The organism is Janthinobacterium psychrotolerans (assembly GCF_001677885.1).
Classification (GTDB): Bacteria; Pseudomonadota; Gammaproteobacteria; order Burkholderiales; family Burkholderiaceae_D; genus Janthinobacterium; species Janthinobacterium psychrotolerans.
Genome location: NZ_LOCQ01000054.1, coordinates 39,347 through 60,035, shown reverse-complemented (window position 1 = coordinate 60,035; position 20,689 = coordinate 39,347). Strand labels below are relative to the sequence as shown.

General features: G+C 60.2%; 19 protein-coding genes and 1 other RNA gene. 14 read left to right on the top strand and 6 right to left on the bottom strand.

Going from position 1 to position 20,689, the window contains the following annotated elements:
* Position 1: 1 nt before the first annotated feature.
* Together ASR47_RS11985 and ASR47_RS11980 are read right to left on the bottom strand one after the other, a co-directional pair.
* Positions 2 to 379: a hypothetical protein gene (locus ASR47_RS11985; RefSeq protein ID WP_150127777.1), complete on the bottom strand. Its 378-nt coding sequence runs from the start codon at positions 377 to 379 to the stop codon at positions 2 to 4.
* Positions 379 to 891 (bottom strand): penicillin-insensitive murein endopeptidase, encoded by a 513-nt coding sequence (locus ASR47_RS11980; protein WP_082988885.1) that lies wholly within the window; start codon positions 889 to 891, stop codon positions 379 to 381. Before ASR47_RS11980 ends, ASR47_RS11985 begins: the two co-directional genes overlap by 1 nt.
* Before the next feature lie 217 nt (positions 892 to 1,108).
* Here ASR47_RS11980 and ASR47_RS11975 point away from each other — a divergent pair, with 217 nt between their 5' ends.
* Positions 1,109 to 1,600: a hypothetical protein gene (locus ASR47_RS11975; RefSeq protein ID WP_065308012.1), complete on the top strand. Its 492-nt coding sequence runs from the start codon at positions 1,109 to 1,111 to the stop codon at positions 1,598 to 1,600.
* A gap of 93 nt (positions 1,601 to 1,693) precedes the next feature.
* The gene (locus ASR47_RS11970; RefSeq protein WP_065308011.1) at positions 1,694 to 2,377 is read left to right on the top strand and encodes a GNAT family N-acetyltransferase; all 684 of its coding nucleotides are present in this window, start codon (positions 1,694 to 1,696) and stop codon (positions 2,375 to 2,377) included.
* A gap of 1,153 nt (positions 2,378 to 3,530) precedes the next feature.
* Here the strand turns inward: ASR47_RS11970 and ssrA are convergent.
* The 4 genes from ssrA to ompA form a co-directional block, all read right to left on the bottom strand.
* Positions 3,531 to 3,891: a transfer-messenger RNA gene (gene ssrA, locus ASR47_RS11965) on the bottom strand.
* A gap of 83 nt (positions 3,892 to 3,974) precedes the next feature.
* Positions 3,975 to 4,679: an HAD family hydrolase gene (locus tag ASR47_RS11960; RefSeq protein ID WP_065308010.1), complete on the bottom strand. Its 705-nt coding sequence runs from the start codon at positions 4,677 to 4,679 to the stop codon at positions 3,975 to 3,977.
* A gap of 75 nt (positions 4,680 to 4,754) precedes the next feature.
* Positions 4,755 to 5,450, bottom strand: coding sequence for a bifunctional 2-polyprenyl-6-hydroxyphenol methylase/3-demethylubiquinol 3-O-methyltransferase UbiG (gene ubiG, locus ASR47_RS11955; RefSeq protein ID WP_065308009.1), 696 nt, complete (start codon positions 5,448 to 5,450; stop codon positions 4,755 to 4,757).
* 124 nt (positions 5,451 to 5,574) lie between these two features.
* Positions 5,575 to 6,285, bottom strand: coding sequence for an outer membrane protein OmpA (ompA, locus tag ASR47_RS11950; RefSeq protein WP_065308008.1), 711 nt, complete (start codon positions 6,283 to 6,285; stop codon positions 5,575 to 5,577).
* Between the two features lie 588 nt (positions 6,286 to 6,873).
* On the opposite strand from ompA, the gene gyrA reads away from it, so the two are divergent.
* The 12 genes from gyrA (at position 6,874) to lapB (ending at position 20,666) form a co-directional block, all read left to right on the top strand.
* Entirely contained in the window at positions 6,874 to 9,561 is a 2,688-nt protein-coding gene (gene gyrA, locus ASR47_RS11945) for a DNA gyrase subunit A (protein WP_065308007.1), read from the top strand.
* Between the two features lie 147 nt (positions 9,562 to 9,708).
* Positions 9,709 to 10,293 carry a DUF2059 domain-containing protein gene (locus ASR47_RS11940; RefSeq protein ID WP_065308006.1) on the top strand — a complete coding sequence of 195 codons (585 nt, stop codon included), beginning with the start codon at positions 9,709 to 9,711 and terminating at the stop codon, positions 10,291 to 10,293.
* Between the two features lie 18 nt (positions 10,294 to 10,311).
* The gene (gene serC, locus ASR47_RS11935) at positions 10,312 to 11,403 is read left to right on the top strand and encodes a 3-phosphoserine/phosphohydroxythreonine transaminase (RefSeq protein ID WP_065308005.1); all 1,092 of its coding nucleotides are present in this window, start codon (positions 10,312 to 10,314) and stop codon (positions 11,401 to 11,403) included.
* A 177-nt stretch (positions 11,404 to 11,580) separates the two neighbouring features.
* Positions 11,581 to 12,651, top strand: coding sequence for a prephenate dehydratase (pheA, locus tag ASR47_RS11930; protein WP_065308004.1), 1,071 nt, complete (start codon positions 11,581 to 11,583; stop codon positions 12,649 to 12,651).
* Between the two features lie 133 nt (positions 12,652 to 12,784).
* A complete protein-coding gene (gene hisC / locus ASR47_RS11925; RefSeq protein ID WP_065308003.1) occupies positions 12,785 to 13,891 on the top strand; it encodes a histidinol-phosphate transaminase in 1,107 nt (368 codons plus the stop codon).
* Between the two features lie 5 nt (positions 13,892 to 13,896).
* Positions 13,897 to 14,787, top strand: coding sequence for a prephenate dehydrogenase (locus ASR47_RS11920; protein WP_065308002.1), 891 nt, complete (start codon positions 13,897 to 13,899; stop codon positions 14,785 to 14,787).
* Positions 14,788 to 14,806: 19 nt separating this feature from the next.
* Complete coding sequence (aroA, locus tag ASR47_RS11915; RefSeq protein WP_065308001.1) at positions 14,807 to 16,168, top strand: 3-phosphoshikimate 1-carboxyvinyltransferase; 1,362 nt, start codon at positions 14,807 to 14,809, stop codon at positions 16,166 to 16,168.
* A gap of 15 nt (positions 16,169 to 16,183) precedes the next feature.
* Positions 16,184 to 16,852, top strand: a complete 669-nt coding sequence (gene cmk / locus ASR47_RS11910; RefSeq protein WP_065308000.1) for a (d)CMP kinase — start codon at positions 16,184 to 16,186, stop codon at positions 16,850 to 16,852.
* A 119-nt stretch (positions 16,853 to 16,971) separates the two neighbouring features.
* On the top strand, positions 16,972 to 18,684 hold the full coding sequence (gene rpsA / locus ASR47_RS11905) for a 30S ribosomal protein S1 (RefSeq protein WP_071650172.1): 1,713 nt from the start codon (positions 16,972 to 16,974) through the stop codon (positions 18,682 to 18,684).
* 18 nt (positions 18,685 to 18,702) lie between these two features.
* Complete coding sequence (locus ASR47_RS11900) at positions 18,703 to 19,008, top strand: integration host factor subunit beta (RefSeq protein ID WP_008446215.1); 306 nt, start codon at positions 18,703 to 18,705, stop codon at positions 19,006 to 19,008.
* Between the two features lie 131 nt (positions 19,009 to 19,139).
* On the top strand, positions 19,140 to 19,445 hold the full coding sequence (locus ASR47_RS11895; protein WP_065307999.1) for a LapA family protein: 306 nt from the start codon (positions 19,140 to 19,142) through the stop codon (positions 19,443 to 19,445).
* 45 nt (positions 19,446 to 19,490) lie between these two features.
* The gene (gene lapB / locus ASR47_RS11890) at positions 19,491 to 20,666 is read left to right on the top strand and encodes a lipopolysaccharide assembly protein LapB (protein WP_065307998.1); all 1,176 of its coding nucleotides are present in this window, start codon (positions 19,491 to 19,493) and stop codon (positions 20,664 to 20,666) included.
* Positions 20,667 to 20,689: the final 23 nt, after the last annotated feature.

Here is a 20,689-nt window from a genome sequence, read left to right as displayed (position 1 = left end):
ATTAGCAGATGGCGCCATGCATGCCTTTTCCCGTCTTGAGGTCGAGTCCGAAATAGCAGCTGTAGCCTTCGCCTTTCATGTGCACGCACGATAAGTCCCCGCGGCGGCGCTCCCGGTAGTCCTTTGCCTCGCTGCAGGCATTTTCCTTGGCGATATTCGGCCCAATCTGCAGGAACAGGTCTTTCGCCGCTGGTCCCGTCACCATGAACGCCACCTTCTTGTCGCTGGGCGTGGGCGGCAGCATTTCCGACAAGGTGCCGCCATAGATTTGATAATCGCCGCGCAAGGGCTTGGGTGTGCTTGGTGGCGACGTATCGGCCGCCATGACGGAGACGATGTGGAGCAAGAAGGCTGCAAGGACAAGCAAACGGAGGTTCATCAATGCTCCCGGATTTCAATATGAAGATGGTCGTCGTGGCCCATTAAAAAACGCACCCGCCCACTGCCTATTTCCTTTTGAATCGTTGCGTCGTTGAAAAATACCTTGGTTACGCCAGGATGCCGCAGAAACAGGCGTATCAATTTGATCGTGGCATCACGGTCATACACCTCATCAAAGCGCGACACGCGCGCAGCCTGGCCCGTGAGCTTGTCTTTTCGCACCGGGCGGATATCCATTTCAATACCCTTCTGGTGGCTTTTGTGCTTGTCATAGGCTACGCCTTCCGCGATGCTGATATTCCCTATTCCAAACTTGCGGTCGTCGATTGCTTGCCATTGATGTTCGATATGGAAAATCAAGGACAGCATGTTGGGATGCGCATGTTGAGCCAGATGCCCGGAATTCGGCATGTGGTTGAGGTTTCCATAGACGTAATAGCCTGCGCCTTCTGGCGCTTGAGGCAGGATGAAATATCCACGATGATCTTTTGGTTGGAGTTCAAGGGGCATGGCGCGGACTGTTGAACAGATGTGTTGATCGAGATGTTGCTGGTTTATCTTTTTGATAAACAGGATCAGTATCTGTTGGGCATCTTGGCAGGCGGTTGCGTTGTGTCAAAAAGGCAGTGGTCAAAAAAAGCGGGGGCAGGTCTGAAAAACCCGGAGACGGCTCCAAGCTGAGCCTGCCAGCTGGGTAAGACGGTGGCATTTGCGCTACACTGACGCCATGGATAACCGCCTTCTTGACGCGCTGCGCAATGCGCCCAGCCTTGACTTGTACGAACTCAGCCTGGCCATCAACCAGATGATCACTGACCCGAAACGCATTCTTGAAGTGCGCCGCCATTTGCATCTGGGCGCACACGTGATGTACTTCGATCACCGCCGGGGTACCCTAGCGCCGGGCCGCGTGCTGCAGTTGCTGCCGACGCAGGCGACAGTACAGGATGACATCACGCGTACCCAATGGAAGCTGCCCTATGTGGCCATCGTGGCCGATCCCGCGCAGCATGGCGAACCGGCAGCGCCACCGCTGCGGCCGCGAGCACCGGACCTGCCTGAATTCAAACTCGGCGATACCGTTGCCTTCACCGACAAGCACCTGCGCGAACGCGTCGGCAACATCGTGCGCATCAACACCAAGACCTGCTCCCTGTTGTGCGATGGCGAGCAATGGCGCGTGTCGCCGGCACTGCTGCGGAAAATCATCGATTTATAATCTGGCGCTCGTGTGCCGGCAGGCTAGGCTAATGGCAGGCGGAAAAGCAATGACGGTACTGACGTTGCGCTTACGAAAAGCCATTTTCTTGGGATGCTGTTCTTGTATCCATTGGGGAGAGGTTTTGTGGTAAGTTTTACCGGGAAAGTAACAATTCAGTATGCGGCGGGGACAAACCCTCCGGTAGTCGATGGCCGCGACATTTCAGATTGGATCTGGAAACTTGCAGGGGCATTTGATGGCTCTACGATCTTTGTCAAGAGGAAGAAAACCAGTACTGAGTTTGGTATCGTCGATGCTCTTGTTTTGGAAGTCGATGCTCCAGAAATACTTGAGCGTCGTATGGAGCGAAAGATACTTGAGCGTCAAGATGAAGACGGGTCTGTAACCATCATTGACAATGTTGCTTTTTACATAAAAGAAAATTATCGTGGGCAAGGGATCGCGAGCTACTCTTTACTTACGGAGGCGCTAGCTGCGAACGAGCTTGGATTTGCGATGATTGTTGCTACAGCCGCAAATGATCCAGCAATAGGGTGGAAAGTTTGGCCTAAACTAGGATATGACGCAGAGATACCTGACGACATCCTTGATAAAATGATGCCTGACCTGTTGGCGGATGGGAGATTTGACTTGACCCAGCCAATGCGCATTTCCACGCTTTTGGACGGTGGTCGCTACGATCTTTGGGAGCGCGATGGAAGTGGGTGTATCATGGAGTTTGACGTGAGCGATTTCGACGGTTGGTCGATGACACGTCTTGTTGCTAAAGTTTGAACTAGGAGGGGTAAATGAGACGAATTTCAGTAGGAGGCCAATTTTTGGCGCCAGCATCTGGTCGAGCTATCCGTGAAATGATGCGAATGGATGCAGAGGCAGTCGCTGCTGAGCGACGGGGTGCTTCTGTACGTCAACAGACCTTGATCGTCCAAAACGCACCAGCACGCCCAAGTGTTCAGGTTCGCATCCACGCGCCACATATTCAAGCTTTCTTGGCTCAGCGTAAGAAGAAAGCGGAGCCAAGTTTTTAACTGCCACACCCAACATGTAGTAGTTTTCCATGAATAGTATTACCTATAGTAGTCGCAACCTGATCTGACATTGATTGGTTTGGCGTCGGTTATCCCTGTAGCGAAATCACCTGCGATTAATCGGAGCCCGCCCGCTTGCGAGCCAATTTTCCCAAGTTAAGGAATGCGCCGGTTTTTAGCACGCGGCCGGGGTCAGGTCCGCCATTCAGGCACGGCCTGAGCATTAGATGATTTTCGAAGCGCGGCCTGCTGCCTAAACCTGGTCAGAAGAATCGGGGAGCCGTTGCGCTGCAGCGCAACGTCGCTGCGCGGGCACCCCGCATGCGGGGCGAATTCCCCGCTACGCCCCGCGTCAGTGCCGGACGCGGATTCGGTTCTGGCTGTTTCGTCTTTGGATAAAAAACAAAAGCCCCGTCGCTTGCGCTCGGGGGCCTTTGTTTTTTATCCAGTGGTGGAGACAAGGCAAAAGCGCCGGGGCGCTTCCTTGGTCAGAAGAATCGGGGAGCCGTTGCGCTGCAGCGCAACGTCGCTGCGCGGGCACCCCGCATGCGGGGCGAATTCCCCGCTACGCCCCGCGTCCGTGCCGGACGCGGATTCGGTTCTGGCTGTTTCGTCTTTGGATAAAAAACAAAAGCCCCGTCGCTTGCGCTCGGGGGCCTTTGTTTTTTATCCAGTGGTGGAGACAAGGCAAAAGCGCCGGGGCGCTTCCTTGGTCAGAAGAATCGGGGAGCCGTTGCGCTGCAGCGCAACGTCGCTGCGCGGGCACCCCGCATGCGGGGCGAATTCCCCGCTACGCCCCGCGTCCGTGCCGGACGCGGATTCGGTTCTGGCTGTTTCGTCTTTGGATAAAAAACAAAAGCCCCGTCGCTTGCGCTCGGGGGCCTTTGTTTTTTATCCAGTGGTGGAGACGGCGGGAATCGAACCCGCGTCCGCAAGCACTCTACAGACAGTTCTACATACTTAGCACTATCATTTAATTTAACTCAGCCAGCACGGATGTGCACGTTATGGGCAAGCGAGTTACCTATTATTTAGTCGGACGCTAAGTAACCCAGCATACGACGAGTCCCTGTAAATGACTCTAGAGCTTTTGACGGCCCACCCCAGGGACGAGGTGTTCTAGAGCTAACAGCGATTAAGCTGCCAGTGCGTACGAGTTATCGTTTGCAGTTAAGTTTTTTCAGGTTGTATTTACGAGGTAGCCCGCCCTCGGTATGCCCTGCGCTGCTTTGCAACCCACGTCGAAACCAGGTCGTCCCCACAGAACATTCATTGTAGCGCAAACTTCGTAGTCTTGCATGGTGCATTCGCAGTATTGAACGCTACGCATAGAAGATGCGGTATCAAGCCGCCAGCTGCCTTTCCCGCTCCGCCAGCACGACTTCGCTCACCAGCTCCAGCAACGCCGCCGGCGTCTCCAGCAAATAATCGGCGTTCCACGACAAGGGCTCGACCGGGCCGCAGTAGCCCCAGGCGCAGGCGATCGTGCGCATGCCGGCGGCGCGGCCGGCCTGGATGTCGCGCAGGTCGTCGCCGACGTACCAGCATTGCTCGGGGGCCAGGTTCAGGCGGCGGGCCGCTTCCAGCAGCGGGGCGGGGTGCGGTTTCGGGTGGGCCATGGTGTCGCCGGAGATCACGCAGCCGGCACTGGCCAGGCCGATCTGTTTGATCAGCGGGTCGGTAAAGCGGGCGGCCTTGTTGGTGACCACGCCCCATTGCAGGCCGAGGGCCGTCAGGCCGTCGAGCAGCTCGGGGATGCCGTCGAACAAGCGGCTTTCCACGGCGAGGGCGGCTTCATAGTTGTCGAGGAAACCGTTTTTCAGAGGCTCGTAGCCGCTTTCGCCGGGGGCAATGCCGTAGGACGCGCCTATCATGCCGCGGGCGCCGGCCGAGGCCGTGGGGCGCAGCACTTCGTAGGGCGTGGGGGCGAGGCCGGCGCGGGTGCGCATCAGGTTGATGGCCGCCGCCAGGTCGGGTGCGGTGTCGGCCAGGGTGCCGTCGAGGTCGAACAGGATGGCGCGCGGGGCTGGCAGGTGGTCGGTGGTCATGGCGGGCGCTGGTCGGTAAAAGTGAGTAAAAAAAGAAAAATGGCGGCCGCAGCCGCCTTGGGTGTTGCTTTTGAGTTACAGGGGGCGGGTGCAGGCCACCAGATAGTTCACGCTGGTGTCGTTGGTCAGCGAATAAATCTTGGTCAGCGGGTTGTAGCCCATGCCGCGCATGCCGTGGAGGTCGAGGCCGGCCGTGCGCGCAAATTGCGACAGTTCGGCCGGGGTGATGAATTTGTCGTAGTCGTGCGTGCCTTTTGGCAGCAGGCGCAAGACGTATTCGGCGCCCAGGATGGCGAACAGATAGGCTTTCGGGTTGCGGTTCAGGGTCGACATGAACACATGGCCACCCGGCTTGACCAGCGCGGCGCAGGCTTGCACGATGGCCGAGGGGTCCGGCACGTGCTCGAGCATTTCCATGCAGGTCACCACATCGTACTGGCCCGCTTCTTCGGCGGCCATGGCTTCGGCGGCGATCAGCTTGTAGCGCACGTTCACGCCGGACTCCAGGCTGTGCAGGTCGGCCACTTTCAGGGCTTTTTCGGACAGGTCGATGCCCGTCACGTCGGCGCCCTTGCGGGCCATCGACTCGGCCAGGATGCCGCCGCCGCAGCCGATGTCGATCACGCGCTTGCCGGCCAGCGGCACTTTCGCGTTGATCCATTCCAGGCGCAGGGGGTTAATTTCGTGCAGGGGACGAAACTCGGAAGTGGGGTCCCACCAGCGGTGGGCCAGCTCACTGAATTTTTGGATTTCTAGAGGGTCGGCGTTCATGGGTGGAATGATAGCGGCATTTTTCAAAACGGGCAGCCACGGACGAAAAAAAACCCCGCCGGGGCGGGGTTTTTCTCGAATGCGCTTGATCTGATGGTCGGATCAGGCGCAGCCGTTGGAGCAATTACTTGCGGGTACCAACCACTTCGATTTCCACGCGACGGTTTTTCGCACGGCCTTCGGCGGTTTTGTTGTCAGCAACTGGCTGTTTCTCGCCTTTGCCTTCGGTGTACACGCGGTTGCTTTCAACGCCTTTGGAGACCAGGTAGGCTTTGACAGCATCAGCACGACGTACCGACAGTTTCTGGTTGTAAGCATCGGTGCCGACGGAGTCGGTATGACCCACAGCGATGATGACTTCCAGGTTGATGCCGCCCAGTTGGGTGGTCAGCTGATCCAGTTTCGACTTGCCTTCTGGTTTCAGAGTGGCTTTGTCGAAGTCGAAGAAGGCATCAGCGGCGAAGCTGACTTTTTCCGAGGTAGGAGCTGCTGGTACTGGCACAACCACTGGCGCTGGTGCTGGAGCAGGCGCTGGTGCTGGTGGCGGAGGAGGTGCCACGCATTTGCCGTTTTGCAGGGTTTCTGGTTCTACGCACAGTGGCACGTCGCAACCTGGCACCGCGTCAGCAGGTGTCCAGTAGCCGGTACGCCAGCACAGGCCGAATGGGTCACGCACGATTACGCCGCGGGCATCTTGCACATAGGCGCTCTTTGGCGTTGGTGCCTTGATGTCGGTGGTCACTGGAGCGAATGGTGGCGAGGTTGGGGTTTGAGCCGAAGCCGAGCCAGCAATCACTGCGGATGCAGCGAAAAACAGCGTTACAAATTTATTCATTCTTTTTTCCTTTCGGGGGGTGATATCCGCAGAACAACACGGCGCTACTGGTCTTACGTGCCGGGATTTTATCATGTAGACCATAACGCTCGTTCAGATTGCGAAACTAGCAATTAACTTCTACTTCATTTTGCCACACGCATCCGTAGCGCACGACCGTGGGCAAATCAAAGCTTCCGCGATTTTAGACTGCATGTTGTAACTACGCAACGAAAATGCCCAATTATGACGCGCCCGTGACATCTGGTTACATTTAGTGCCTGTTTTGTGGGCAGAGGACTTGAACAGATATTGTCAATATGCACTATTGTCAAGCAGTCATGCACAGCCCCGGTGCACCGCCGGCACGCCCTGGCATTTCCCGCGTGTCCGGCAATTTGCACTTGCGGCAGGGCGCGCATGCTAAAATCGTACGCTTGACTGTTGGGCGTGCCTGACAAAAAGCCCATGGCGGCGCTGCGCTCCTGCAACCGTCCTGCCCCTTTTGCCAGCCACTCCACGACGACAGCCGCCTAGGATATGCAGTATTGCGTCATTACATTGCGTAGCAGATAAGTTAACCACAGCCTGAGATCAGTCGAACCGCCAATGGATCAATTCGCAAAAGAAACAATCCCTATTTCCCTCGAAGAAGAGATGCGCAAGAGCTACCTCGATTACGCCATGAGCGTGATCGTCGGTCGCGCCTTGCCTGACGCGCGTGATGGCTTGAAGCCGGTGCACCGCCGCGTCCTGTTCGCGATGCATGAAATGAACAACGTGTGGAACCGCCCTTACGTCAAGTGCGCCCGCGTGGTTGGTGAAACCATGGGTAAGTACCACCCGCACGGCGACGCCTCGATCTACGACACCCTGGTGCGCATGGCGCAAGATTTTTCGCTGCGCTACATGCTCGTCGATGGCCAGGGCAACTTCGGCTCCGTCGACGGCGACGCCGCCGCGGCCATGCGTTACACCGAGTGCCGCCTCGACAAGATCGCCGGTGAACTGCTGGCCGACATTGAAAAAGACACGGTCGACTTCGTACCCAACTACGATGGCAAGGAAAAGGAACCGTCGGTATTGCCGACGCGCATACCGAACCTGCTGATCAACGGCTCGTCCGGTATCGCGGTCGGCATGGCGACCAATATTCCGCCGCACAACATCACCGAAGTGATCAACGGCGCGCTGCATGTGCTGCGCAATCCGGAGTGCACGATCGACGAATTGATCGAACTGATCCCGGCGCCGGACTTCCCGACGGCCGGCATCATCTATGGCGTCTCGGGTGTGCGCGACGGCTACCGCACCGGCCGTGGCCGCGTGGTGATGCGCGCCAAGACCCACTTCGAGGAATACGGCAAGGACGGCGGACGCATCGCGATCATCGTCGACGAGCTGCCATTCCAGGTCAACAAGAAATCCTTGTTGGAACGCATCGCCGAAAACGTGCGCGACAAGAAGCTCGAAGGCATTTCCGACATCCGCGACGAGTCCGACAAATCGGGCATGCGCGTGGTGATCGAACTGAAACGCGGCGAAGTGCCGGAAGTGGTGCTCAACAATCTGTACAAGCAGACCCAGTTGCAGGACACCTTCGGCATGAACATGGTGGCCCTGGTCGATGGCCAGCCCAAGCTGCTGAACCTGAAGCAGATGCTGCAGTGCTTCCTGTCGCACCGCCGCGAAGTGGTCACGCGCCGTACCGTGTTCGAACTGCGCAAGGCGCGCGAACGCGGCCACGTGCTCGAAGGCCTGGCCGTCGCGCTGGCCAATATCGACGACTTCATCGCCATCATCAAGGCCGCGCCGACGCCGCCGATCGCCAAGGTCGAGCTGATGGCGCGCCCATGGGATTCGTCGGTGGTGCGCGAGATGCTGGCGCGTACCGGCGACGGCAATACGCCGGGCGGCGTGGACGCGTATCGTCCGGAAAACCTGCCGAAGCACTACGGCATGCAAGCCGACGGCCTGTACAAGCTGTCGGACGACCAGGCGCAGGAAATTTTGCAGATGCGCCTGCAGCGCCTGACCGGCCTGGAGCAGGACAAGATCGTCAACGAGTACAAGGAAGTGATGGAACATATCGCCGACCTGCTCGACATCCTGGCCAAACCGGAACGCGTGACTGTCATCATCACCGACGAAATGACACTGGCGATGAACGAGTACGGCGCCGGCAAGAAGGACGTGCGCCGCTCGCAGATCGAACTGAACGCGACCGACCTCGAAACCGAAGACCTGATCACGCCGCAGGACATGGTGGTGACCCTGTCGCACACCGGCTACATGAAGGCCCAGCCGATCACCGAATACCGCGCGCAGAAGCGCGGCGGACGCGGCAAGCAGGCGATGGCGACCAAAGAGGAAGACTGGATCGACCAGCTGTTCATCGCCAATACGCACGACTACATCCTGTGCTTCTCGGACCGTGGCCGCATGTACTGGCTGAAGGTGTGGGAAGTGCCGCAAGGCTCGCGCAATTCGCGCGGCAAGCCGATCGTCAACATGTTCCCGCTGCAGGACAACGAGAAGATCACCGTGATCCTGCCGCTGTCGGGCGAGAACCGCACCTTCCCGGAAGACCATTACGTCTTCATGTCGACCAGCCTGGGCACGGTCAAGAAAACCCCGCTGAAGGACTTCAGCAATCCACGCAAGGCCGGCATCATCGCGGTTGACCTGGACGACGGCGACTTCCTGATCGGCGCGGCGCTGACCGACGGCAAGCACGACGTGATGCTGTTCTCGGATTCGGGCAAGGCGGTGCGCTTCGACGAAAACGATGTGCGGCCGATGGGCCGCACGGCGCGCGGCGTGCGCGGCATGAACCTGGAAGAAGGCCAGCACGTGATCGCGCTGCTGGTGGCCGAGAACGAGCAGCAGTCGGTGCTGACGGCCACCGAAAACGGTTACGGCAAGCGTACGCCGATACTCGAGTACACGCGCCATGGCCGTGGCACGAAAGGCATGATCGCCATCCAGACCAGCGAGCGCAACGGTAAAGTGGTTGCCGCCACCCTGGTCAACACGACCGACGAAATCATGCTGATCACCACCGGCGGCGTCTTGATCCGCACCCGCGTGTCGGAGATCCGCGAAATGGGCCGCGCCACGCAAGGCGTGACCCTGATCGCGGTCGAAGACGGCACCAAGCTGTCTGGCCTGCAACGCGTGGTGGAAACCGATATCGACGAAGTCGAGCTGACGACGGAGGCCGCTGCGGCGCCAGCGGCCTCCGTCGATCCGGCCGACCCGGCCAGCGACGAGACGGACCCGGCGCAGCCGGAGTAAGATGATTGGGGCTCTTTCGGGAGCCCCAATTGCTATTGGCGCCACTTTTGCGGCCCCAGCACCATTATCGTAGGTCGGCTTGGCCCGCAGGGCGTAAGCCGACAAGCAGCACCGCAGTTCCCTTTTCAGAGCAAAATCTCGCACACCATGAGAAAAATCGTCGCCACCTTCTTTGCCGCCTTTTCGCTGGCCTTTCTTGCCAGCTTGCCGGCCCTGGCCCAGAACACCCAGGCGGCGCCCGCGCGCCAGGCCGCGCCCAGTCCCGCCATGAAGGTGGCCGTGCGCCGCATGTTAGAGGCCATGCAGTTCCCCGCGCTGACGCGGCAGATTTTTGATCAGATGCTGCAATCGGTGCCGGCCATGATGCGCCAGGCCGCCTTGCAGAACATCACCGGCAACGCCGAGCTGACCGAGGAGCGCAAGGCGCGCGCGCTGGCCAATGCGGAAGAAGAGATTCCGCTGGCCGTATCGACCCTGACCCAGGTGCTGGCCGACCAGAGCCTGATCGACGAATTGAGCGCCGAAATGGTGCCGTTGTACGCACGCTATTACACGGTGCAGGAAATCGAGCAACTGACGGCGTTCTACCAGACGCCGCTGGGCCGCAAGATGCTGGCCACCATGCCGCAGCTGTCGGCCGAATCGATGGCGATCAGCCAGCGCGTGCTCATTCCCCGTGTCAACGCCGTGCTCGAACAAGTCCTGCGGGCGGCCACGCAGCCGCCGCAATAACCCTTTGAGGAATGCATCTTGAATCCTGTCTACAATTTCTCCGCCGGCCCGGCCGTGCTGCCCAAGGAAGTGCTGGCGCAAGCCGCCGCCGAAATGCTGGACTGGCATGGCAGCGGCATGTCGGTGATGGAAATGAGCCATCGCGGCCCCGAATTCATCTCCATCTACCAGCAGGCCGTGGCCGACCTGCGTGAACTGCTGGCCGTGCCCGACAATTACAAAATTTTGTTCCTGCAGGGCGGCGGCCTGGGCGAGAACGCCATCATTCCGATGAACCTGGTGGGCCTGTCGGCCACCCAGCCGGCCAGCATCGACTTCGTGCAGACGGGGGCATGGTCGGGCAAATCGATCAAGGAAGCGGCCAAATACGCCAAGGTGAATGTGGCCGCCTCGTCGCAGGCGGGCGGTTTTGCCGGCGTGCCGCCGGTGAGCGAATGGCAGCTGACGCCAGGCGCGGCTTATTTGCATATCTGCACCAACGAAACCATCGACGGCGTGGAGTTCCAGGAGGCGCCGCAGGTGCCAGGCGGCACCACCATCGTGGCCGACATGTCTTCGCATATTCTGTCGCGCGTGGTCGACGTGTCGCAGTACGGCGTGATCTTTGGCGGCGCGCAGAAGAATATCGGCCCGGCCGGCCTGACGGTGGTGATCGTGCGCGAAGACCTGCTGGGCCATGCGCTGGATATCTGCCCGTCGGCTTTCGACTGGGCCAACGTGGCCGAGCACGAGTCCATGTACAACACGCCGCCCACCTATGGCATCTATATCGCCGGCCTGGTGTTCCAGTGGCTCAAACGCCAGGGTGGCGTGGCGGCCATGGAACAGCGTAATATTGAGAAAGCGGCGCTGCTATACGCGGCGCTGGACGCGGACGACTTCTACCAGAACCGTGTCGCCCCACCATACCGTTCGCGCATGACGATCCCGTTCTACCTGCGCGACGAAAGCCTGAACGAGGCCTTCCTGGCCGGCGCGAAACAGCGCGGCCTGCTGCAACTGAAGGGCCACAAGTCCGTCGGCGGCATGCGCGCATCGATCTATAACGCGATGCCGATCGAGGGCGTGCAGGCCTTGGTTACTTATTTGAACGAGTTTGCCGGACGCTAGAACACCTGCCAAAAAGCCCAGGGCGTTGTTGCATTGCCTTGTCGTACATTCGTACTGCCTGCGGCAATGCGCCTAGCCCTGATCATTTTGTCCGGTATTCTTATGCATATGAGCGCCGGCCCGCCGCCGGCGCAAGCCGTGCGGCCATGATTGAAGTACAGCTGACGAAACAACACCATGACCGATAAATTGAAACCCTTGCGCGAACAGATCGATGCGATCGACGCGCAGATCCTCGACCTGCTGAACCGCCGCGCCCTGATCGCCCAGGAAGTGGGCCACGTGAAGGCCGAAACCCAGGCGCCCGTGTTCCGCCCCGAGCGCGAGGCGCAGGTGCTGCGCGGTGTGGCCGAGCGCAATCCCGGCCCCATGGGCAACCGCGAAGTGCAGACCATCTTCCGCGAAATCATGTCGTCCTGCCGCTCGCTGGAAAAGCGCGTGACGGTGGCGTACCTGGGACCGGCCGGTACCTTCAGCGAACAGGCCGTCTACCAGCAGTTCGGCAGCGCCGTCGAAGGCCTGCCATGCGCGTCCATCGATGAAGTGTTCCGTTCGGCCGAAGCGGGCACGGCGGACTTTGGCGTGGTGCCGATTGAAAACTCCTCGGAAGGCGCCGTCAACCGCACCCTGGACATGATGCTGCAGACCAGCCTCATCATCAGCGGCGAAGTGGCGATCGCCGTGCACCACAGCCTGATGACCAAAAGCGGCAATATGGACGGCGTGACGTCGATCTGCGCCCATTCGCAGGCGCTGGCGCAGTGCCAGGTGTGGCTGAACCAGCACTACCCGCACATCGCGCGCCACGCCGTGGCCTCGAACGCGGAAGCGGCGCGCCTGGCCAGCGAAGACGGCACGGTGGCCGCGATTGCCAGCGAACTGGCCGGCGCCCAGTACAAGCTGGGCGTGGTCAAGGGCCATATCCAGGACGACCCGCACAACCGCACCCGCTTTGCCGTGGTCGGCACCTTGCAGACCGCGCCGTCGGGCAAGGACCAGACCTCGCTGGTGCTGGCCGTGCCGAACAAGGCGGGCGCCGTCTACCAGCTGCTGGCGCCGCTGGCCAAACACGGCGTGTCGATGACGCGCTTCGAGTCGCGCCCGGCCCGCATGGGCAGCTGGGAGTATTATTTCTATGTCGACGTGGAAGGCCATGTGCACAACCCGGCCGTGGCGCAGGCGCTGGGCGAACTGCAGGGCAATGCGGCGTTCTTCAAGGTGCTGGGGTCGTATCCGGTCAGCCTGTGACGCCGACGGTGGTGTCGGATTACGGCCTGCGGCCTGATCCGACCTACGCCTTGTATATTTCGTAGGTTGGGTTAGCGCAGCGTAACCCAACAACAGCCGCCAATCTAATTAATACCAACTTTTAAAGCACACCATGTCTAAAAATATCGGTCCCGAATACGTCCGCGCCATCGCTCCTTACCAGAGCGGCAAACCGATCGCGGAAGTCGCGCGCGAATTCGGCCTGGACGAGGCATCCATCGTCAAGCTGGCGTCGAATGAAAACCCGTACGGCATGCCGGACTCGGCCAAGCAGGCCATGATCGCCGCCATCGACGACCTGGGCCGCTACCCGGACGCCAACGGCTTTGAACTGAAAGCCGTGCTGTCGCAGCGCTATGACGTGCCGGCCGACTGGATCACGCTGGGCAACGGCAGCAACGATATCCTCGAAATCGCCGCCCACGCCTTTGTGCAGCATGGCCAGGCCGTCGTCTATTCGCAGTATTCGTTTGCCGTGTACGCGCTGGCCACCCAAGGCCTGGGCGCGCGCCACCTGGTGGTGCCGGCGCAGGCCTATGGCCACGACCTCGACGCGATGGCCGCCGCCATTGGCGACGACACGCGTTTGCTGTTTATCGCCAACCCGAACAATCCGACCGGCACCTTCCTCTCCGCCGCGCAGATCGAAGCGTTTTTGCAGAAAGTGCCGCAGCACGTGGTGGTGGTGCTGGACGAAGCGTACAACGAATTTTTGTCCGCCGACGACCAGTACGAGTCGACCGCCTGGGTGCGCCAGTATCCTAACCTGGTGGTGTCGCGCACCCTGTCCAAGGCCTATGGCCTGGCCGGCCTGCGCATCGGTTTTGCCATCGCCCAGCCGGTATTGACCGACCTGATGAACCGCATCCGCCAGCCGTTCAATGTCAACTCGATGGCGCAGGCCGCCGCGATTGCCGCGCTGGACGACAAGGCATTCCTGGAGAAAAGCGCGCGCAACAACGCCGCCGGCTACCAGCAGTTCACCGAAGCGTTCACCGCGCTGGGCCTGGAATACGTGCCGTCGCACGGCAACTTCGTGCTGGTGAAAGTCGGCGACGACGATGAAGCGGGCGCGCGCGTCAACCTGGCCTTGCTGAAACAGGGCGTGATCGTGCGCCCGGTCGGCAGCTACGGCTTGCCGCAATGGCTGCGCATTTCCATCGGCCTGCAGCAGGAAAACGCCATCTTTATCGCCGCGCTGACGAAGGCGCTGGCTTGAAGCCGATGCTGAACAAAGTTGTCATCTTCGGCGTGGGCCTGATCGGCGGCTCGTTCGCGCGGGCCCTGAAACATGCGGGCGCGGTCAATACCGTGGTCGGCATGGGCCGCTCGCCGGCCTCGATGGCGCGCGCACTTGAACTGGGCATCATCGACGTCGTTGGCGGCGATATGGCGGAAGCCTTGAACGGCGCCGACCTGGTGCTGCTGGCCGCGCCCGTGGCGCAGACGGGCGCCATCCTGGCGGCCATCGCGCCGCATCTGCGGCCCGGCACCATCGTCACCGACGCCGGCAGCACCAAGAGCGATGTGGTGGCGGCGGCGCGCGCGGCATTGAAAGACAAGGTGGCGCAGTTCGTGCCGGGCCATCCGATCGCGGGCCGCGAAACGAATGGGCCCGACGCGGCCATTATCGATCTGTACCAGGGCAAGAAAGTGGTGCTCACGCCCCTGGCGGAAAACAGCGCGGCCGACATTGAAACGGTGGCTGGCGCCTGGCGTGCCTGCGGCGCCATCCTGCACACCTTGAGCCCGCAGGAACACGACAAGGTGTTTGCCGCCGTCAGCCATCTGCCGCATCTGCTGGCCTTTGCGCTGGTCGACGATATCGCCAACAAGCCGCATGCGGCCTTGCTGTTCCAGTACGCGGCCAGCGGTTTTCGCGACTTTACGCGCATTGCCGGTTCGTCGCCCGAAATGTGGCGCGATATCAGCCTGGCCAACCAGCCGGCGCTGCTGGCCGAGCTCGATGCCTATATGGCGCAGCTGACGACCTTGCGCGCGCATCTGGCGGCCAGCGATGGCGCGGCGATCGAGGCGGTGTACGCGAACGCCCAGCACGCGCGCCAGCAATGGAGCGAAGCGATTGAAACGGCGGAAACGCCGGCGCCCAAATAAACTATCAAAGGATTCCAGCATGACCCAGACCAAGCACTACCCCCACCATATCGATCTGAAACCGGTGATGCATGTCGAAGGCACGGTGCGCTTGCCCGGCTCGAAAAGCATCTCGAACCGCGTGCTGCTGCTCGCCGCGCTGGCCAAGGGCACGACCAAAATTGTCGACCTGCTGGCCTCCGACGACACCTTCGTCATGCTGACCGCATTGACCTCGCTGGGCGTCAAATGGACCCAGGATGAAATCGACCTGAGTCTGGACGCGGCCAGCTTGCACCAGGTGCACCATGTGGAAGGTTGCGGCGGCGTGTTGCCGAATCACGAGGCGGACCTGTTCATGGGTAACGCCGGCACCGCGATCCGCCCGCTGACGGCGGCGCTGGCCGTGATCGGCGGCGACTACACGCTGCATGGCGTATCGCGCATGCACGAGCGTCCGATCGGCGACCTGGTCGACGCCTTGAACGCGGTCGGCACGCAGATCGAATACACCGGCGAGCACGGCTTTCCGCCGCTGCGCATCCGCCGCGGCCATATCCATGCGCAGCGCATTGCCGTGCGCGGCAATGTGTCGAGCCAGTTTTTGACGGCTTTGCTGATGGTGGCGCCGCTGATGGCGCGCGACCATGCGGTGACCATCGACGTGACGGGCGAGCTGATTTCGAAACCGTATATCGAGATTACCCTGAACCTGATGCGCCGCTTTGGCGTGACGGTCGAGCATGACGGCTGGCAGTCGTTTACGGTACAGCCGGGCCAGCAGTATCAAAGCCCGGGCACCATCCATGTCGAAGGCGACGCCTCGTCGGCGTCCTACTTCCTGGCGGCCGGCGCGATTGGCGGCGGCCCGGTGCGGGTCGAAGGCGTGGGCCGCGACAGCATCCAGGGCGATGTGCGCTTTGTCGAAGCGTTGCAGCAGATGGGCGCGACCATTACCATGGGCGAGAACTGGATCGAGGCGCGTTCGAACGGCCCCCTGAAAGCGGTGGACATGGACTTCAACCATATACCCGACGCGGCCATGACGATCGCGGTGGCCGCGCTGTACGCGGACGGCACCAGCACGCTGCGCAATATCGCCAGCTGGCGCGTGAAAGAGACCGACCGCCTGTCGGCGATGGCGACCGAATTGCGCAAGCTCGGCGCGCAGGTGGAGGAGGGCGCGGACTATCTGCGCGTGACGCCGCCGGCGGAAATTGCCGCCGCCACCATCGACACCTATGACGACCACCGCATGGCGATGTGCTTTTCGCTGGCCTCGCTCGACGGCGCCGCCCGCCGTGGCAATGAAATGCGCATCAACGACCCGAAATGCGTGGCCAAGACCTTCCCCGAGTATTTCGCCGCGTTTGCGGCGATTGCCAGGGACACCCTGATTTAATTGATAGAGCCAACCATGTCCACATCCCACATCCCGGTCATCGCCATCGACGGCCCCACCGCTTCCGGCAAGGGCACGGTGGCGCACCGCGTGGCCGACAAGCTCGGCTTTCACTACCTCGATTCGGGCGCGCTGTACCGTCTGACGGCGCTGACCGCCTTGCGCCGTGGCACCGACCTGCGCGACGAGCACGCGCTGGCCAAGCTGGCCGAGCACCTGCCTTGCCACTTTTCCAATGGCGAGATCCTGCTGGCCAACGAAAACGTCACCGAGCAGATCCGCGCGGAAGAGGTCGGCAATACGGCGTCGAAGATTGCCGTGTTGCCAACAGTGCGCCATGCGCTGGTCAGTTTGCAGCTGGGTTTTCGCAAGACGCCGGGCCTGGTGGCCGACGGGCGCGACATGGGCACGGTGATCTTTCCGCATGCCCAATTGAAAGTGTTTTTGACGGCCAGCGTCCCTGCGCGCGCGCAACGGCGCTACAAGCAATTGATAGACAAGGGTTTTTCTGCTAATATGGAAGACCTTCTGATGGATTTGCAGGCGCGGGACGAACGTGATACTCACCGTGCGATTGCGCCGCTGGTCCCCGCGGAAGGGGCGCATGTCCTCGATACGTCGGCGATGACGGCAGATGTTGCTGTCGAAACCGTGCTGAAATGGTATGCAGCTGTTGCAAAATAGCATGATTTTGATGCTATGTGGTGCCCGTTGACGGCTCCTGGCCTGTCCGGGTGTGTCAAAAACCTAACCCAGTTTAAGTCGCATGGTGCGATCTCTGCTGGATAACCTGTGTGAACCCTATGTCTACTGTTACAACTAACGAATCTACCGGTATGGAAAGTTTTGCTGCGCTCTTCGAGGAATCGTTGTCGCGTCAAGATATGCGCTCCGGCGAAGTTATTTCCGCTGAAGTCGTGCGCCTCGACCACAATTTCGTGATCGTGAACGCCGGCCTCAAATCCGAAGCATTCATCCCTGTCGAAGAATTCAAGAACGACCACGGCGAACTGGAAGTCAAAGTTGGTGACTTCGTTTCCGTGGCGATCGAATCGCTGGAAAACGGTTTCGGCGATACCATCCTGTCGCGCGATAAAGCCAAGCGTCTGGCTTCGTGGCTGGCCCTGGAAAAAGCGATGGAATCGGGCGAAATCGTCGTCGGTACCGTCAATGGCAAAGTCAAAGGCGGCCTGACCGTCCTGACCAACGGCATCCGCGCATTCCTGCCGGGTTCGCTGGTTGACACCCGCCCGGTGAAAGATACCACCCCATTCGAAGGCAAGACCCTCGAATTCAAGGTCATCAAACTGGACCGCAAGCGTAACAACGTGGTGTTGTCGCGCCGCGCCGTCATCGAAGCTTCGATGGGCGAAGAGCGTCAGAAACTGATGGAAACGCTGAAAGAAGGCACGGTCGTGACCGGCGTCGTCAAAAATATCACCGACTACGGCGCGTTCGTGGATCTGGGCGGTATCGATGGCCTGCTGCACATCACCGACCTGGCATGGCGCCGTGTACGTCACCCGTCGGAAGTACTGACGGTTGGCCAGGAAATCACCGCCAAAGTCCTGAAATACGATCAAGAGAAAAACCGTGTTTCGCTGGGCGTGAAACAACTGGGCGACGATCCTTGGACCGGTCTGTCCCGTCGTTACCCACAAAGCACCCGTCTGTTCGGTAAAGTAACGAACCTGACCGACTACGGCGCGTTCGTTGAAGTGGAACAAGGTATCGAAGGTCTGGTACACGTTTCCGAAATGGACTGGACCAACAAAAACGTCGCTCCTAACAAAGTTGTCCAACTGGGCGACGAAGTAGAAGTGATGGTTCTGGAAATCGACGAAGAGCGTCGTCGTATTTCGCTGGGCATGAAACAGTGCAAAGCCAATCCATGGGACGACTTCGGTGTTACCCATAAGAAAGGTGACAAAGTCCGCGGCGCGATCAAATCGATCACCGACTTCGGCGTGTTCATTGGCCTGGCCGGCAACATCGACGGCCTGGTGCACCTGTCCGACCTGTCCTGGACCGAAACCGGCGAAGAAGCCGTGCGTCGCTTCAAGAAAGGTGACGAACTGGAAGCCATCGTTCTGGCCATCGACGTTGAGCGCGAGCGCGTTTCCCTGGGCGTCAAGCAACTGGAAGGTGACCCATTCAACAACTTCGCCGCCATGAACGACAAAGGCTCGCTGGTAACCGGTACCGTTAAATCGGTTGAGCCTAAAGGCGCCGTGATCCAACTGTCCGAAGAAGTTGAAGGCTACCTGCGCGCTTCCGAAATCTCGCGCGACCGCGTTGAAGATGCTGGTACGCACCTGAAAGTCGGCGACACCGTTGAAGCCATGGTGCTGAACATCGACCGCAAAGCCCGTGGTATCCAACTGTCGATCAAAGCGAAAGACAACGTTGAAACCCAGGAAGCGATGCAGAAGATGGCAGCGACCGACAACAACGCAGCTTCGGGCACCACCAGCCTGGGCGCCTTGTTGAAAGCCAAGTTCGATAACAAGAACTAAGACTGCGGATACCGGCAGATGACAAAGTCCGAGCTGATCAACCGCCTCGCCGAGCGCTATTCTCAGCTGGTGGCGAAAGATGCGGAGTATGCCGTCAAGACCATTCTCGATGCGATGACCAACGCCCTGGCGACCGGCCAGCGCATCGAGATCCGCGGTTTTGGCAGTTTTGCCCTGAACAGCCGGCCACCGCGCATCGGCCGCAACCCGAAATCCGGCGACAAGGTGATGGTGCCCGAAAAACGGGTGCCCCACTTCAAGCCGGGCAAACAGTTGCGCGAGCGCGTGGACGCGATGGTCGGCCAGCCGATCATCGAGGATTAATCGTCTGCTGGAAGGCGGAAAATAAAGAGCGGCGTCCTTGGATGCCGCTTTTTTTTGTTAATATGTTCCAAGTTTATGCTGTAAGGCATGAATACCCTTTGTATTGCCGTTTTCTCTGTCTGGACCTCTCGATGAAAATCATCTCCACCATCGTTGGCTGTGTTCTTTTCGTCCTGTTCTTCGGTTTTGCGCTGAAGAATGCGCAGGTGGTCGACCTGCATGTTTTCCTCAATTATGAAATCCGTGGCCCCCTGGTCCTGATGCTGCTGGGATTTTTTGTCGCCGGCGCCAGCCTGGGCGTACTGGCCCTGACGCCGACGGTTTTCCGCCACCGCCGTGAAGCGAGCCGTCAAAAAACCACGATCGCCGCATTGCACGCCGTGGGCGTGTCGTCGAATGTGCAGCCGCAACCGGATGGCGTCAGCACCCAGCCTTGATGCAGCGGGCTTCTTTTCTCCTCTTATACGAATAAAAACTATCGCATGGAATTTGAATTCTGGTGGCTCCTGGGCATTCCCCTGTTTTTCGCACTGGGCTGGATCGCCGCGCGCGTCGATATCAATCAGCTGGTGTCGGAATCGCGCAGCCTGCCGCGCAATTACTTCAAGGGCCTGAACTTCCTGCTCACCGAACAGCATGACAAGGCGATCGACGCGTTTATCGAGATCGTCAAACTCGATCCCGAATCGGCCGACATGCACTTTGCGCTCGGCAACCTGTTCCGCCGCCGCGGCGAGACCGAGCGGGCGATTCGCGTGCACCAGAACCTGCTGGCGCGCCCGGACCTGCCGCAGGAACAGCAGGTGCATGCTGCCTACGAGCTGGGCATGGACTACCTGAAGGCCGGCTTGCTGGACCGCGCCGAAGAAACCTTCAATGGCCTGGTCGAGACCCAATACGCGGCGCAGGCGCGCCGCGCGCTGCTGGAAATCTTCCAGCGCGAAAAGGAGTGGCCACGCGCCATCGAAGCGGCGCTGGGCCTGCAGGAGTCGGGCGCCGGTGCGCGCCAGAAGGAAATCGCCCAGTTCTATTGCGAACTGGCGCATGACGCGCTGGTGCACCTGAAACCCGACGAAGCCATGCCGCTGCTGGAAAAAGCGCTGCAGACCGACCGCAAGAGCGTGCGCGCCACCATCCTGACGGGCGACGTGCTGCTGGCGCGCGGCGCCGTGGAAGAGGCGATCATGACCTGGCGCCGCGTCGAGCAGCAAAGCGTGCCGCACGTGGCCCTGGTGGCGCAGCGCCTGATGGACGGCTACACCAGGGTGGGCCGGCCGCAGGAAGGCATCAACCTGCTGCGTTCCTACCTGGAAGAAGCCTCGTCGATCGACCTGATCGAAGTGGTGTTCAAGGCGGTGCTGGAGCTGGACGGCGTCGACGCCGCCAAGCAGCTGGTGAGCGCCGAACTGCGCCGCACGCCGACCCTGCTGGGCCTCGACAAATTGCTCGAGGCGCGCATGATGGACGCGCCGGCGGCGATCTGGTCGGAACTGTCGATGGTGAAAAACCTGGTGCACGGCTATACGCAAAAACTGGCCCGCTACCAGTGCAGCCACTGCGGCTTCAAGGCGCGCCAGTTCTACTGGCACTGCCCGGGCTGCAACAAGTGGGAAACCTACCCACCGCGCCGCACCGAAGAATTGAACGTCATGAACTGATACGTACACGTCACTTTGCCCCG

Coding starts and splice junctions, on each gene's coding strand:
- ASR47_RS11985 (WP_150127777.1), bottom strand. CDS start 379: ATGAACCTCCGTTTGCTTGTCCTTGCAGCCTTCTTGCTCCACATCGTC.
- ASR47_RS11980 (WP_082988885.1), bottom strand. CDS start 891: ATGCCCCTTGAACTCCAACCAAAAGATCATCGTGGATATTTCATCCTG.
- ASR47_RS11975 (WP_065308012.1), top strand. CDS start 1,109: ATGGATAACCGCCTTCTTGACGCGCTGCGCAATGCGCCCAGCCTTGAC.
- ASR47_RS11970 (WP_065308011.1), top strand. CDS start 1,694: ATGCTGTTCTTGTATCCATTGGGGAGAGGTTTTGTGGTAAGTTTTACC.
- ASR47_RS11960 (WP_065308010.1), bottom strand. CDS start 4,679: ATGACCACCGACCACCTGCCAGCCCCGCGCGCCATCCTGTTCGACCTC.
- ubiG (WP_065308009.1), bottom strand. CDS start 5,450: ATGAACGCCGACCCTCTAGAAATCCAAAAATTCAGTGAGCTGGCCCAC.
- ompA (WP_065308008.1), bottom strand. CDS start 6,285: ATGAATAAATTTGTAACGCTGTTTTTCGCTGCATCCGCAGTGATTGCT.
- gyrA (WP_065308007.1), top strand. CDS start 6,874: ATGGATCAATTCGCAAAAGAAACAATCCCTATTTCCCTCGAAGAAGAG.
- ASR47_RS11940 (WP_065308006.1), top strand. CDS start 9,709: ATGAGAAAAATCGTCGCCACCTTCTTTGCCGCCTTTTCGCTGGCCTTT.
- pheA (WP_065308004.1), top strand. CDS start 11,581: ATGACCGATAAATTGAAACCCTTGCGCGAACAGATCGATGCGATCGAC.
- hisC (WP_065308003.1), top strand. CDS start 12,785: ATGTCTAAAAATATCGGTCCCGAATACGTCCGCGCCATCGCTCCTTAC.
- ASR47_RS11920 (WP_065308002.1), top strand. CDS start 13,897: ATGCTGAACAAAGTTGTCATCTTCGGCGTGGGCCTGATCGGCGGCTCG.
- aroA (WP_065308001.1), top strand. CDS start 14,807: ATGACCCAGACCAAGCACTACCCCCACCATATCGATCTGAAACCGGTG.
- cmk (WP_065308000.1), top strand. CDS start 16,184: ATGTCCACATCCCACATCCCGGTCATCGCCATCGACGGCCCCACCGCT.
- rpsA (WP_071650172.1), top strand. CDS start 16,972: ATGTCTACTGTTACAACTAACGAATCTACCGGTATGGAAAGTTTTGCT.
- ASR47_RS11900 (WP_008446215.1), top strand. CDS start 18,703: ATGACAAAGTCCGAGCTGATCAACCGCCTCGCCGAGCGCTATTCTCAG.
- ASR47_RS11895 (WP_065307999.1), top strand. CDS start 19,140: ATGAAAATCATCTCCACCATCGTTGGCTGTGTTCTTTTCGTCCTGTTC.
- lapB (WP_065307998.1), top strand. CDS start 19,491: ATGGAATTTGAATTCTGGTGGCTCCTGGGCATTCCCCTGTTTTTCGCA.